Here is a 14,648-nt window from a genome sequence, read left to right as displayed (position 1 = left end):
TTATTCACTTACCGGTTGCGGACGTTTGCGTGCAAAACGCCGCTGTAGACGGTCGAAGAACAGATAGACCACCGGCGTGGTGTACAGGGTCAATAGCTGGCTCATCACCAGACCGCCGACAATAGTAATCCCGAGCGGTTGGCGTAGTTCGGCACCATCGCCGCCTGATAATACCAGCGGCAGAGCGCCAAACAACGCCGCCAGGGTCGTCATCATAATTGGCCGAAAGCGCAGCAGACAGGCCTGGAAGATAGCCTCTTCTGGCGGCAGGTCGCCGTTACGCTGCGCTTCGAGCGCAAAATCGACCATCATAATGGCATTTTTCTTCACAATGCCAATTAATAGCATGATACCGATTAGCGCGATGAGGCTGAATGGCGCATTGAAAAGCTCCAGCGCCAGCAGCGCGCCGACGCCGGCGGAAGGAATGGTCGAGAGAATGGTCAACGGATGAACGTAGCTCTCATAGAGGATCCCCAGCACGATGTAGACCGTGGCGATGGCGGCGAGGATCAGGATCACCTGCGAGTTCATCGTTTGCTGGAATATCTGCGCGGTACCGGCGAACGATCCGCGCACGCTGGATGGCACGCCAAGCTGGGTCATCGCCAGGTTAATGGCGTCGCTGGCTTCTGACAGCGATTTACCGGTCGGCAGGTTAAAGGAGATGGTCGACGCCGCCGACAGACCCTGATGATTCACCGATAGCGGGGCGTTGGCCGGTTGCCATCTGGCGAACGCAGAGAGCGGGATCGGTTGACCTTCGCTGTTGATGACGAACATTTTATCCAGCGCGCTGACATCCTGGGTGTAAATCGGGTCGACTTCCATCACCACCTTGTACTGGTTCAACGGCTGGTAGATGGTCGAGATCTGCCGTTGGCCAAAGGCGTTATTTAGCAGGTTATTGGCATCCTGCACGCTGATGCCCAGCCGCGACATGGTATCGCGGTCATAGAGCAGCGCCATCTCCGCACCGTTATTTTGGCTGTCCGAGTTCACATCGGCCAGCTCCGGCAGCGCCGCCAGCGCTTTACGGATTTTGGGCTCCCACTCCCGCAGCGCCGCAAGGTCATCCGACAGCAGGGTGTACTGGTAGCTGGCGTTAGCCTGACGCCCGCCGACGCGAATATCCTGTACCGCCATCAGGAACAGGTTAGCGCCAGGCTCCCTGGCCAGTTTTTTACGCAGTCGGTCGATAATCTGCTGCGCCGTTTCATGGCGTTTATCGCGGGGCTTAAGGGTGATAAACATCATCCCGCTGTTCACCCGCGAACCGCCGGTAAAACCGGTAACGTTATCGACGGCCGGATCTTCACGAATAATCTTCATAAAGTCCTGCAGCTTGCCGCGCATCGCCTGGAACGAAATGCTTTGATCGGCCTGAATACCGCCCATCAGCACCCCGGTATCCTGCTCCGGGAAGAACGTTTTTGGAATAGAGATATAGAGCCAGACGCTTAGCGCGATGGTAGCCAGCAGCACCAGGCCAGTCAGACGATGATGTTGCAGAACCCACTTCAGCGATTTACCGTATTCGCCCTGTATCGCCACCAGCAGGCGGCCAAAGCCACGCTTACGCGTCGGCTCATTGGGTTTGTGGCTCTTCAGCAGCCAGCCGCACATCATCGGCGTCAGGGTCAGCGACATCGCCAGCGAAATCCCGATCGCCACCGACAGGGTGACGGCAAATTCGCGCAGCAACCTCCCCGGCAGACCGCCCATTAGCAGCAGCGGCAGGAACACGGCGACCAGCGACAGGCTCATCGACAGCACGGTAAAACCGACTTCCCGGCTCCCCTGTAGCGCCGCCTGTAGCGGTTTCATGCCCGCTTCAAGATGACGGGAGATGTTTTCCAGCACGACGATGGCGTCATCGACCACGAAACCGGTGGCGATGGTCAGCGCCATCAGCGACAGGTTATTGAGGCTGAAGCCGCACAGGTACATCGCTGCAAAGGTGCCGATCAGCGATACCGGAACGGCCACCGCCGGGATCAGCGTCGCCCGTCCCGAACGCAGGAACAGGAATACCACGAGGATCACCAGCGCCACCGAGATCACCAGGGTTTGTTCGACTTCTTCCAGCGAAGCGCGGATGGTCGGCGAGCGGTCCTGGGCGATTTGCAGGTCGATAGATGCCGGGATCGTCCGCTGTAGTTCGGGCAGACGGGCGCGAATACTGTCCACGGTTGCAATAATGTTGGCTTCAGGCAGCTTGCGGATCATCAGCAAAATCGCCGGTTTGGCGTTGGTCATCCCGGCGTTGCGCACGTCCTGCACCGAATCGGTGACGTTGGCTACGTCGCCCAGCCGCACCGGCGAGCCATTGCTGTAATGCACGATCAGCGGCCGATATTCGGCGGCGGTTTTTAGTTCGTCATTGGTTTCCACCTGCCAGCGCTGGGTACCGTCTTCCAGCGCGCCCTGCGGTTTACGCACGTTGGCGCTGCTGATGGCGGTACGTACCGCATCCAGCGACACACCCTGGTTAAACAGCGCCTGCGGGTTAAGGTCAACGCGCACTGCCGGCAGCGAACTGCCGCCGACGTCAACGTCGCCGACGCCTGCAATCTGGGAAATGGTTTGCGCCAGCTGGGTGGAGGCGAAATCATATAGCTCACCCTGGGAGTAAGTATCCGAGGTGAGGGTGAGGATCATGATCGGCGCGTCGGATGGGTTGGCCTTGCGCCAGGTTGGACGGCCCGGCATGCCGCTCGGCAGCAGGCTTTGCGCGGCGTTAATCGCCGCCTGTACGTCGCGCGAGGCACCGTTGATATCGCGGTCAAAGTTGAACTGCAGAATGATCCGCGTACTGCCGAGCGAACTGGTGGAGGTCATCTCATTGACTCCGGCAATCCGCCCCAGCGAACGCTCCAGCGGCGTCGCCACCGAAGAGGCCATGGTTTCCGGCGACGCGCCGGGCAGCGATGCGCTGATCATAATTACCGGGAAATCCACCTGCGGCAGCGGCGCGACCGGCAGCAGACGGAAACCGAGCACTCCGCACAGGGTGATGGCGAGCGAAATCAGAATCGTCGCTACCGGGCGATAAATGAAGAGAGCGAAAAACTTCACTTACGCCTCCTCCTCACGCCGCGGGAAACGGCTCTTCATATACAGCGACAGGCGGTCGAACAGCAGATAGATAACCGGCGTGGTGAACAGGGTCAGCACCTGGCTAAGCATCAGACCACCAACCATACCGATCCCCAGCGGACGACGCAGCTCCGCGCCAACGCCAGTGCTGAGCATCAGCGGCAGCGCGCCGAGCAGGGCGGCAAGCGTGGTCATCAGGATCGGGCGAAAACGCAGAAGGCAGGCCTGATAGATAGCCTCGTGCGGCGGCATGCCCTGTTCGCGTTCGGCGGCCAGGGCAAAGTCGATCATCATGATGGCGTTTTTCTTGACGATGCCGATAAGCAGGATGATGCCGATAATGGCGATAACGTCCAGCTCGCTCCCGGCCAGCCACAGCGCCAGCAGCGCGCCGACGCCGGCCGTCGGCAGGGTGGAGAGAATGGTGATCGGGTGAATAAAGCTCTCATACAGCACGCCGAGCACGATATACATCGCCACCACTGCGGCAATCACCAGCCAGACGGTGCTGCTGAGCGCCGTCTGAAAGGCGAGGCTGCTGCCCTGGAACTGGGTGCGAATATCGCTCGGGAAGTCCAGCGCCTGTTCCGCGCCAAGAATCGCCTCTACCGCATCGCCCAGCGAATAGTTATCCGGCACGTTAAACGAGATTGTGGTTACCGGGAACTGATCGAGGTGGTTAATCGACAGCGGAGTAAAACGCTGTTCGACGCTGGCGATGGATTTCAGCGGCACAATCCCGCCATCGCTGCTGGTCAGGCGGATATTATCCAGAGCCGCCAGTCCCGGCGTGGCGCGGGTATCATGCTCCAGTACCACGCGATACTGGTTCGCCTGGGTATATATAGTGGAGATCAGGCGCTGGCCGAAAGCGTTGTACAGGGCGTTATCAACATCGGCCATGCTGATACCGAGACGGCTGGCGCTATCGCGATCAACGTTGATATACGCCGCCAGGCCCTTATCCTGCCAGTCGCTGCTGACGTCGGAAATCTGCGGCAATGCCTGCAGGCGGCTCATCAACTGCGGGACCCAGTTGCTGAGCGCATCGAGCGAGTTGGCCTGCAGGGTGAACTGGTACTGGGTGCGGCTGACGGTGGTATCAATGGTCAGATCCTGGACCGGCTGGAGATAGAGTTCGACGCCGGGAAGGCCGTCCACCGCGTTTTGCAGACGGGCAATCACCGTTTGCACGCGATCGTCACGTTCATCCAGCGGCTTGAGGTTGATTTGCAGGCGAGCGCTGTTCAGCGCCGGGTTGGTACCGTCCACCCCGACATATGACGTCAGGCTCTCTACCGCCGGATCCTTAAGAAGGATTGCCGAGACCTGCTGTTGACGCTCGGCCATGTTGGCAAATGACGCCGACTGCGGCGCCTGCAGCGTACCCTGAATAATGCCGTTGTCCTGAATCGGGAAGAAGCCTTTTGGAATAAAGACCCACAGCATAATAGACAACATCAGGGTGCCGAGCGTCACGCTCAGGGTCAGCCAGGGATGATTCAGCACCCGACCCAGCCAGCGGCCATAAACGGCGATAACCTGCTCAAAAAAGCGTTCGCTGGCGCGGGAAAAGCGGTTTTGCTTGCGCAGCGAGTCATGGCTCAGCATGCGGGCGCACATCATTGGCGTCAGGGTCAGCGACACCACTGCCGAAATCAGGATCGCCACCGCCAGGGTAATGGCGAACTCGCGGAACAGGCGGCCAACGATATCGCCCATAAACAGCAGCGGGATCAGCACCGCGATCAGGGAGAAGGTGAGGGAGATAATGGTAAAACCGATCTCCCCGGCCCCTTTCAGCGCGGCGGCCAGCGGTTTTTCGCCTTTCTCGATATAGCGCGAAATGTTTTCGATAACCACGATGGCGTCATCGACGACAAACCCGGTGGCGATGGTCAGGGCCATCAGCGTCAGGTTGTTTATTGAGAAATCGAGGAACACCATCACCGCGAAGGTGCCGACCAGCGAGAGCGGCACGGCGATGCCGGGAATAATGGTCGCCGGAACGTTGCGCAGGAACAGATAGATAATCATGACCACCAGGGCGATAGCCAGCATCAGCTCAAACTGCGTGTCGCTGACCGAAGCGCGAATATTGGTGGTGCGGTCGGAAAGCACCTGCACTTTAACGGATTTAGGCAGGCTTTCGGTCAGTTGCGGCAGCATCTGACGGATGCTGTCGGCGGTGGAGATAATATTTGCCCCCGGCTGGCGCTGGACGTTCATGACGATCGCCCGCTGATTGTTAGCCCATGCGCCGAGCCAGCTGTTTTCCGCGCCCTGTTCGACGGTGGCGACGTCGCCGAGGCGAATCGGCGCGCCGTTCTGATACGCGATAATCAGGCGACGGTAATCTTCCGCCGTCTGCATCTGATCGTTGGCGGAAAGCGTCACCGCGCGGGACGGGCCGTCAAGGCTCCCCTTCGCCGAATTGACGTTGGCGCTGGTAATTGCGGTACGGATTGTTTCACTGGTCAGGCCGAGGGCGGCAATGGCCTGGGCGTTAAGTTTTACGCGTACCGCCGGGCGCTGACCGCCCGCGAGAGTCACCAGACCGACGCCGGATACCTGAGAGATTTTCTGCGCCACGCGGGTTTCCACCATATCCTCGACCTGGGTCATTGGAATAGCGGAGGAGGTGACCGAAAGCGTCATAATCGGCGGGTCGGCGGGGTTAACTTTGCTGTAGACAGGCGGGTCGGGGAGGTCTGACGGCAGCAGGTTAGTGGCGGCGTTGATCGCCGCCTGCACTTCCTGCTCGGCGACATCCAGCGGCAGCGTCAACTGGAACTGAAGCGTGACCACGGAAGCGCCGCCGGAACTCTGGGACGACATTTGCTTAAGACCGGACATCTGGCCAAACTGGCGTTCAAGCGGGGCGGTGATCGACGAGGTGACCACGTCCGGGCTGGCGCCAGGGTAGAGCGTTACCACCTGAATTGTCGGGTAATCCACTTCCGGCAGCGCCGAAACCGGTAAAAAACGGTAGCCGATAATCCCGGCCAGCATAATGGCCACCATTAACAGCGTTGTCGCTACCGGGCGTAGGATAAACAGACGGGAAGGGCCACCCGTACTGCTCGGCGGTAACACTTGCATCAGGAGCGCGCTCCTTTTTTACCGTGTTCGCCGCGGGGGGCTTCCGCCGGTTCGGCGGCGCCGGTGGCCTTGAGGGCGTCCACCACTTCAACCTTCGCGCCTTCCGTCAGACGGTCAATACCGTCCGTCACGACGCGATCTCCGGCAGAAAGACCGGCGTTAATGACCACCTTCAGGCTGTCCTGGATACCTGGCGTCACGTTGTGTTTGCTGACTTGATTTTCGTCGTTCAGCACCCAGACGAAATGCCCTTCATTGCCCATTTGCAGCGCAGCGGCTGGGATCACCACTGCGTTTTGTTCGGTATCAACCAGCATGCGGGCGTTCACGAATTGATTGGGAAACAGGGCGTCATCCTGGTTATTAAAGCGCGCTTTAAGTTTGATGGTGCCGGTGGTGGCGTCAATCTGGTTATCAAGACTTAGCAGATAACCTTCGCTAATTTTCTGTTTGTTGGTGCGATCCCAGGCTTCGACGACCAGTTTTTTGCCCGCTTTTTGCGCCTGAACGACCGTGGCAATTTGGTTTTCCGGCAGCGTAAAGACCAGGTCGATAGGGTGGGTTTGCGTCAGAACCACAATCCCGGTGCTGTCACTACTGGAAATCTGGTTGCCGATATCAACCTGCTTTAGCCCGACCCGGCCATCAATCGGCGCGGTGATGCGGCTCCAGTTCAACTGCAGCTGGGCGCTGGCGACGGTCGCTTCATCGGCCTTGATAGTCGCCTGAGTTTCAGCCACCAGCGATTGCTGGGTATCAAGCTCCTGACGTGAAACCAGATTGGTTTTGACCAGCTGTTGATAGCGAGCCAGATCGCGGCGGGCGTTAGCCAGGGTGGCCTGATCTTTTGCCAGCTCAGCCTGCGCCTGGGCGAGGTTAACCTTAAACTGGCTGGGGTCGATTTCCGCCAGCAGATCGCCGGCCTTCACCTGCTGACCTTCGGTAAAATGGATAGCCAGAAGCTGGCCGTCGACGCGGCTGCGCACGGTGACGGTATTCGCCGCCGTCACCGTACCGAGGCCGGAAAGATAGCGAGGTACCGATTCGCGGGTAGCCGTTGCCGCCTGCACCGGCGCCAGGGTCGCGCCAAAACGACCATGGCGTCCGCCGCCTTGCCGCGGATTCTGATCGGCAGTCGCCGAAGACGGCGTTTTTGCCGCTTCGCGATCCTGCCAAAACCAGTACGCGCCACCTGCGGCAATTGCGACCACCAGTACGGCTATCCAACGGTTTTTATTGCTATCTTTCATTATGTTGCTATCTCATCCTGAAATGTTTCACGGAATGATACTAGTTTAGTCAGCGAACGCAGCTTAAAAATGGAGGAATTATGAAAAGACTGTTGGATATATCTGGATAATGTGCTTTTTTATGAGCAAGTTAGGTGAATATTCCTAAAACCATTCAAGAGGCATCGCGACGACAAGCGAGCGCAGGGCAAAACGGTTAACCATTTTGCCCTGCAACTCGAATGATTTCGGCGATACGAGTGGTTATCGAGACACAGGCCTGGTATAACAGCTTTAATTTAACGCCATTTATTATCAATCTGACGTATCTGAACAGTTTTTGGTTTAAATATTTAACAAGACGTTATCGGTACCCATTAAGGGTTGCGGAGAGACGATGAAATTTATCAATAAAAAGAAATGGTTGCTGGTGGGTGGCGGTGTTACAGTGTTCCTTAGTGTTTTCCTGACAAATTCCATTATGCTGAACCATCAGCGCGGTCGTTTATCTGACCAGGGCCATGATTTACTTAGCCGCGCCGAAAATGTGACCACGCAAATAGTCTCTGCCATCAATCATGTTCAGTCATCGCGGATTGATAGCTGCGATAAGCAGGCTATCGCGGCCTTGCGAGAGGTCATCTGGCGGTACGTAAAAGTCAACGATTTAGGTATTGTCGAGCATGGAAAGCTTGCCTGCACCGCAAATTGGGGGATGCTCGATAAGCCGTTACCGCTGCCTGATAATAAATACGTCGTGTCGAACGGTTATAGTATCTACAAAGGGATAAAAAATTATCTTCCGTATGGCGTCGTTATGGATATGAGCCAATATAATAATATTATCTCCTTTACCTCTCCGTTCGCCTTTCGTCCGTTTTTACGACGGAATATGGATCTTGATTTTTCATTGGTCAGTTTAAATGGGCGTCACGTTTTCCTGGCCGAGAATAAAATAAAAGGTAATTCAGCATCCTTAGTGAAAATCAGGTTGTGCAGCAGTCAATATGATTTTTGCGCCAATGTGGCTGAGAAAAAACAAGGTTTTTTCTCTCTTTCTCTGGCTTTAATGGCGTTAATCATGATCGCCGCTTTTATCATTGGCATGGCGTTTGTCTACTCCGTTCTCAGCTATCTTAGCGAACGACGATCGCTGGAAGCTCACCTGAAAAAAGCCATCGCCAATAAGAAAATTTACATGGAATATCAGCCGTTAGTCTGTGCAAAAAATGAAAGCATTGTCGGCGTAGAAGCGCTGGTACGCTGGCATGATAAGATCTTCGGACAGGTATCGCCCGAACTGTTTATTTCGATGGCGGAGCAGATGAATGTTTATAACGAGATCTCTAAGCTGGTTATCGAAACATCGATCAAAGAGTTAAAAACAATTCTACAGGCAAATAAAAATTTTACGCTGGCCATTAATATTGGCAAATACGAAATAACAGATCCTCACTTCCTCGATAACCTTTTATTGCTTTTACAAAATAACAACGTCCGTCCTCAGCAGATTAAGATTGAAATCACTGAACGAAGCAACGAGTACTATAAAAACATTACTGCTTTCTCACTGGCGGCGATGAAGCGTGGTTTAAGGATCGCCCTTGATGATTTCGGTACCGGCTCATCAAACTTATTATGGTTAACCGAAGTCTTTTATGATGAGATCAAACTGGATAAATTTTTCGTGAGCGGGCTTAAGAATGAGTATAAACGAAATATCCTGATGTCGGTTCTTAATGTTGTCTATAAACTGAATAAAAAAATTGTTTTTGAAGGTGTGGAAAGCAAAATGGATTTTGAATTTGTTAAATCCTTCGATGAAAATGCCTTGATTCAGGGATGGTATTTTTACAAGGCGATGCCGATTAAAAAACTTACCGGGCTGGTACTGCCGGATAACAGCCCCATCCGCGAATAACGCGTCCGGTAAAGCGAATAGCGGTTGGTTTTATTGCTGGCCGGAGGCCTTTAGTTAAAAGGTGGTTTTGGCTAAAGCCAGATGGTGTCTATTCCCTTGCTGTCCTGATGCCGTTCACAGGCCGCCAGACCAGACCAGGCGAAAACAAAAACGAGACTGATGATAAACCTGCATCAGACATTGTACTGTTTTCTTGTCGGGTGGCGACTCTCGCCTTACCCGACCTATACGACCTTCAGCATTCGGCGACGTAGGCCCGCGCAAGCGAATGCGCCGCCGGGCAATTCTCAAAGAGCGCACTTTGTCAGCAATCTGAAACAAAAACACCCCTTTTCGGCAAAACTTCCCTGAAAAACATTCACGCTGATAAACAACGGAATAAAACCCCGATAACCCGCTTAGCTGACCAGCCTTATCCAGATAAGGCGCACTTCCCTTACAACGGAATGCGTCGTCCCCACGGGCGTATACAGCGCAAATTGAGGGTAACGGCGGACGATTCAGCCAGACTGGCGGCTACATCTGTTTAATAATCAATTAACCCGTTCCGGGAATGATACAAACCAATGCCATCAGAGGGTTATCAATGCATTTTACCCAAGCTATCGCTCGTTTACCGGCCGCTACCTGCGGCGCCGGGCAAACAACCGCCCGGTTAGGCGCACCGGATGTTGCCAATACCACCCGTCAGTTTCTTGCCTATATAGAAACCTTGTTACGGCTTGGCCTCAAGGTCACCGTACTGCCTGCCGCAGAGGATTATCCGGACGCGCACTTTGTTGAAGATACCGCCGTAGTGATGCCGGAACTGGCGGTGATTACCCATCCGGGCGCGCCGAGTCGTCGGGGGGAAGTGGATACCATCGCTCCGCTTCTGGCGGGTTTTCGCCCGCTGGTGCAGATGAGCGAGCAGGGACATATGGACGGCGGCGACGTGCTGCTGGTGGATAAACAGTTTTTTATCGGCCTGACGGCGCGCACTGACGAGCAGGGGATCCGCGAGTTTGCCGCTGCCGTTGAGCCGCACGGCTATCGCGTGACGGCGATTGAGGTCAGCGCCGGCCTGCATCTGAAATCAATCGTCAACTATGTTGGCCGCAATACGCTGTTGCTGACGGAAGGCTATGTTAATCACCCGGCGTTTAGCGGTTTTAACCGCACCGTTATCCCGGAGGAAGAGTCCTACGCCGGAAATACGCTGTGGATCAACGATACCTTAATTACGCCGCAGGGGTACCCCTATACCCTGAGTGAAATCAGTAAGCTGGGCATGCCGATCGTGCAACTTGATACCAGCGAATTTAAGAAGATGGATGGCGGGCTGACCTGCCTCTCACTGCGTTTTTAATCATCGCGCCAACTCCGGGGAATCCGAAAATGAAAATACGCCTTGCCGCTTTACTGGCTTGTATGGCGCTTAGCGCGCCGTTGGCCGCTCAGCAGTTTGACACCATCAGCTTTGGCGTTGATGGCGGCTACCCGCCCTTCGATGTTCTGGCGCCCAGCGGGGAAATTACCGGCTTTGATATTGATATCGCCAACGCGCTTTGCACGCAGCTGAAAGCGAAATGCGTTTTTGTGAAGCAGCCGTTTGAAAGTATGATCGCCGCCCTCAACGCGCATAAATACGATGCCATTATTGCTTCGCTCAATATTACCGATGAGCGCAAAAAAGAAGTGGACTTTACCGACCGCTACTATCGCAGCGCGGCGCAACTGGTGGCGCGTAAGGGTAGCCCGCTACTGCCGGATGTCGCCAGCCTGAAAGGCAAGACCGTTGGCGTGCAGACGGGCTCCACTCATGAAGCGTTTGCTAAGGCAAACTGGGCCAGTCATGGCGTGAAGATTGTCAGTTACGCCAACCAGGACAATGTCTATCTCGACCTGCTCTCCGGGCGTATCGACGCCTCTTTGCAGGATAATATCCAGGCGGCGACCGGCTTTATTGATACTCCCCGTGGGCAGAAATTTGCTTTTGCCGGCCCGGTTATCCAGGATGGCGGCATCTCTTCCGACGTTGGGATCGCGGTCAATAAAGACAATCCGGCGCTGCGCGATGCGTTGAATGGCGCCATTAAGGCAATCCGTGCCGACGGTACCTACGATGCCATCCAGAAAAAATACTTTAGCTTTGATATCTATGGCAAATAAGTCGTAAAGGCGAGGGCGCAGCCATTGACTGGCGCCCGTTTACGACACCCGTGGAAGGCTGAACATGGTCGCAGACTATTTACCATTGCTGTTACGCGGCGCGGCGCTTTCGCTGTGCGTGATGTTCTCTTCATTACTGGTGGCTCTGCTGCTGGGGCTGATTAACGCGCTGATTAAACTTTTTGGCCCGCCGTGGCTGCGCGTGTTTTCTACTGGCTATACCACGCTGGTGCGCGGTATCCCTGAACTGGTGATTATGCTGCTGCTGTTTTTTGGCGGCGAAATGCTGGTGAACCAGCTGCTGGGGCTGGTCGGTCTGGGGCCCGTTCGTTTCAATACCTTTATTTCCGGCGTGCTGGCGATTGGCTTTGTGTTCGGGGCTTACTACACCGAGACGTTTCGCGGCGCGTTTCTTACCGTTGATAGCGGGCAAACCGAAGCGGCGCAGGCATACGGTATGCGTCCGTGGACGGTATTCCGCCGGGTGATGTTGCCGCAGATGCTGAGCTTTGCTATTCCAGGGATCAACAATAACTGGCTGGGACTGATGAAAGCGTCGGCGCTGGTCTCAATCCTCGGTCTGGAGGATATGGTATGGCTGGCCGAACAGGCCGGTCGCGCCACGCAAAAACCGTTTTTGTTCTACTTCCTGGTGTCGCTGATTTATATGGTTATCACCGCGCTTTCCAGCTGGCTGTTTAGCCGTCTGGCGAAGCGTTATGCCCTGCGTTCTTCGACGGCGGGGGCGGCGCTATGAATCTGCAAACCTTTATCGCTGCGATTCCCGGCTATTTATGGAGCGACGGCAACGGCGCCGCGAGCGGTCTGGCGGTGACCGCGGAGCTGTTTTTGCTCGCCATCGTTCCCGGCATGGCGCTGGCGATATTGATGGCGGTAGGGCAGGTTTACGGCCCGCGCGTGCTGTCGGTACCCATCCGCGCATTTACCTGGTTTTTCCGCAGCACGCCGCTTTATCTGCAGTTGATGCTGATTTATTACGGGCTGTCGCAGTTCGATATCGTGCAGACCGGCTGGCAGAACGACCAGCCATTCTGGCTGCTGTTTCGCGATGCCACCTTCTGCGCCACCCTGGCGCTGGTGCTGAATACTTCGGCCTACGTCGCGGAACTGCTGGCGGGGATGATGCTGACCTTTCCGCGCCAGGAGTGGATCACCGGAGAGGCCTATGGTATGGGAAAATGGCAAATCGTCCGCCGTCTTGTCCTGCCCGCCACCCTCAGACGGGGGATCCCGGCGCTGAATAATGAAATGGTCTTTTTACTGCACGCCACGTCGCTGGCCAGCACCGTGACTTTGCTGGATATTACCGGCGTGGCGCGCGCTTTCTACGCCATGACCTATTCGCCGTTTATTCCGTTTCTGATGGCCGCCGCGCTGTATCTGCTCTGCACCTTTATGCTGATTTTCGCCTTTTCACGCGCCGAGCGACGCTGGCTGGCCTTTATTCGTCGCGGCTGATCAGGTGCGCTTAATGGACTGCAGCTCCGTCAGGGTGACGATTTTATCGACGTGGAATTTTTTACTGGTTAGCCATCTATCCGCCAGTTGGCAGTAGTGCGCCATGCTGTGACAGCCGATGCGCAGCAGAAAGTCGAAGCTGCCGCTGACCAGCCAGCAGTCCAGCACTTCGGGCGTCTGGCGCATTTCCTGTTCAAACATCGGCTGCGAGCGGCCATGGTCGGCCAGCGCGATTTGCGCCTGTACGATAAAAGCATGCTCCGGCTCGGGCAGTTCAATGATGGCGCTGTAGCCGCGAATAATGCCATCGCGCTCAAGGCTACGCACGCGTTCCAGACAGGGACGAGCGGTGAGATTTACCTGCTCCGAGAGCTTCTGATAAGAAATGCGGCCATCCCGGCGCAGAATTTCAAGGATCTTATGATCGATACGGTCAAGCCGGGCTTTCTTTATCACAACCAGGACGTCCAATGAGAATTAAACACTATACATTACCTGAGCATGTCCTTAGTGGGCAGCGGCAATTAAGCCATTTTCATTTCGGCGAGCCCGGAACAGGAGAAAAAGTCTATCTGCAGGCAGGGCTGCACGCCGATGAAATTCCGGGCATGCTGGTTCTGCATTATCTTAAAAGATTATTGAACCAGGCGGAACGGCGCGGTGAGCTGCGCGGCGAAATCATTCTGGTGCCGGTGGCGAACCCGCCGGGACTGGCTCAGGTGCTGCTCAATAGCGGCATTGGCCGCTTCGACCTCGGAAGCGGGCGCAATTTTAACCGCGACTTCCCCGATCTGGCGGCACTGGCGTGCCAGCACTTAAACGTGGAATCGCCGGTGTCGCGAGCCGGGTATCTGCAACGGGTGCGCGCCGCAATGCAGAGCGCGTTAGCGGCCGCTCCCGTCGGCAATGAAGTTCAGGCCCTGCGTCATCATTTGTTGAGCCTCGCCTGCGATGCCGACCTTGTGTTGGATCTGCACTGCGACGATCGGGCGATTTTACATCTGTATGCCGATCCTGCCTGGCAGAGCGAAGCCGGTGTGCTGGCGGCGTTTCTGGGGATCGGCGCCGTGCTGCTGTCGCAGGAGAGCGGCGGCAACTCGTTTGATGAGGCCTGCGGCTTGCCGTGGCATCGTCTGGCCGCCCGCTATCCATCGTGGCGACAGCAGCGGCCCGGCTGCATGGCGGTCACCGTCGAGCTGCGTGGTCAGCAGGATGTTAATCACGCCACCGCCTGCGATGATGCTGAACGGCTGTACCGCTACCTGCAATACCGTGGCGTGCTGGCGGGCGTTAAGCCTGCGGTTCCAGCGCAGGAAACGCTGATGCTGCCGTTTTCCGCCGGGGAGATTGTTACCGCTCCGGCAACCGGCATTTTAGTCCAGTTGAAACAGCCCGGCGAATGGGTTAACCGCGACGATGTGGTCGCCGAAATCATCGATCCGCTCACCGATATGGTCAAAGCGGTACGTCCAAAATCTGGCGGCCTGATCTATGCCAGCCGCCGGGCGCCGTTTGTGACCCTGGGGGCGGAAGTCATGAAAATTGCCGGGGAGCAGCCGTTCAGCGGCGGAGGCGGGCTGGCGATGTAAGCGGCAGCATTATCTGGCCTAATTGGCGGTTGTTGATTACCATGAATTAACCGCCATTAGCGTATTCCCTCCTGATAC

Annotated in this window: 10 protein-coding genes; 6 read left to right on the top strand and 4 right to left on the bottom strand. The window is 56.0% G+C overall.

The window, feature by feature from the left end:
* From mdtC to FE839_RS06030, 3 genes are read right to left on the bottom strand one after another with little or no spacing between them, the layout of a single operon-like run.
* A complete protein-coding gene (gene mdtC / locus FE839_RS06040; protein ID WP_138359939.1) occupies positions 1–3,078 on the bottom strand; it encodes a multidrug efflux RND transporter permease subunit MdtC in 3,078 nt (1,025 codons plus the stop codon).
* The gene (locus tag FE839_RS06035) at positions 3,079–6,201 is read right to left on the bottom strand and encodes an MdtB/MuxB family multidrug efflux RND transporter permease subunit (RefSeq protein WP_138359938.1); all 3,123 of its coding nucleotides are present in this window, start codon (positions 6,199–6,201) and stop codon (positions 3,079–3,081) included.
* Positions 6,201–7,451 (bottom strand): MdtA/MuxA family multidrug efflux RND transporter periplasmic adaptor subunit, encoded by a 1,251-nt coding sequence (locus tag FE839_RS06030; protein ID WP_138359937.1) that lies wholly within the window; start codon positions 7,449–7,451, stop codon positions 6,201–6,203. Before FE839_RS06030 ends, FE839_RS06035 begins: the two co-directional genes overlap by 1 nt.
* A gap of 376 nt (positions 7,452–7,827) precedes the next feature.
* On the opposite strand from FE839_RS06030, the gene FE839_RS06025 reads away from it, so the two are divergent.
* From FE839_RS06025 to FE839_RS06005, 5 genes are all read left to right on the top strand, one after another.
* Positions 7,828–9,351 carry an EAL domain-containing protein gene (locus FE839_RS06025; protein WP_138359936.1) on the top strand — a complete coding sequence of 508 codons (1,524 nt, stop codon included), beginning with the start codon at positions 7,828–7,830 and terminating at the stop codon, positions 9,349–9,351.
* Positions 9,352–9,937: 586 nt separating this feature from the next.
* Positions 9,938–10,699: a dimethylarginine dimethylaminohydrolase family protein gene (locus FE839_RS06020; RefSeq protein ID WP_138359935.1), complete on the top strand. Its 762-nt coding sequence runs from the start codon at positions 9,938–9,940 to the stop codon at positions 10,697–10,699.
* A 29-nt stretch (positions 10,700–10,728) separates the two neighbouring features.
* Positions 10,729–11,502, top strand: a complete 774-nt coding sequence (locus FE839_RS06015; protein WP_138359934.1) for an ABC transporter substrate-binding protein — start codon at positions 10,729–10,731, stop codon at positions 11,500–11,502.
* A gap of 64 nt (positions 11,503–11,566) precedes the next feature.
* The gene (locus FE839_RS06010) at positions 11,567–12,259 is read left to right on the top strand and encodes an ABC transporter permease (protein WP_138359933.1); all 693 of its coding nucleotides are present in this window, start codon (positions 11,567–11,569) and stop codon (positions 12,257–12,259) included.
* Positions 12,256–12,981 carry an ABC transporter permease gene (locus FE839_RS06005; protein ID WP_138359932.1) on the top strand — a complete coding sequence of 242 codons (726 nt, stop codon included), beginning with the start codon at positions 12,256–12,258 and terminating at the stop codon, positions 12,979–12,981. The genes FE839_RS06010 and FE839_RS06005 overlap by 4 nt, the downstream gene beginning before the upstream one ends.
* Here FE839_RS06005 and FE839_RS06000 read toward each other — a convergent pair whose 3' ends face one another.
* The gene (locus FE839_RS06000; protein WP_138359931.1) at positions 12,982–13,437 is read right to left on the bottom strand and encodes an Lrp/AsnC family transcriptional regulator; all 456 of its coding nucleotides are present in this window, start codon (positions 13,435–13,437) and stop codon (positions 12,982–12,984) included. It abuts the gene before it with no gap.
* A 14-nt stretch (positions 13,438–13,451) separates the two neighbouring features.
* Here FE839_RS06000 and FE839_RS05995 point away from each other — a divergent pair, with 14 nt between their 5' ends.
* Positions 13,452–14,570 carry a succinylglutamate desuccinylase/aspartoacylase family protein gene (locus FE839_RS05995; RefSeq protein ID WP_138359930.1) on the top strand — a complete coding sequence of 373 codons (1,119 nt, stop codon included), beginning with the start codon at positions 13,452–13,454 and terminating at the stop codon, positions 14,568–14,570.
* Positions 14,571–14,648 lie beyond the last annotated feature (78 nt).

The sequence above is a fragment of the Klebsiella indica genome (genome assembly GCF_005860775.1).
Classification (GTDB): Bacteria; Pseudomonadota; Gammaproteobacteria; order Enterobacterales; family Enterobacteriaceae; genus Klebsiella; species Klebsiella indica.
Note: the sequence above shows the minus strand (reverse complement) of the source record. Positions and strands in the feature narration are given on the sequence as shown.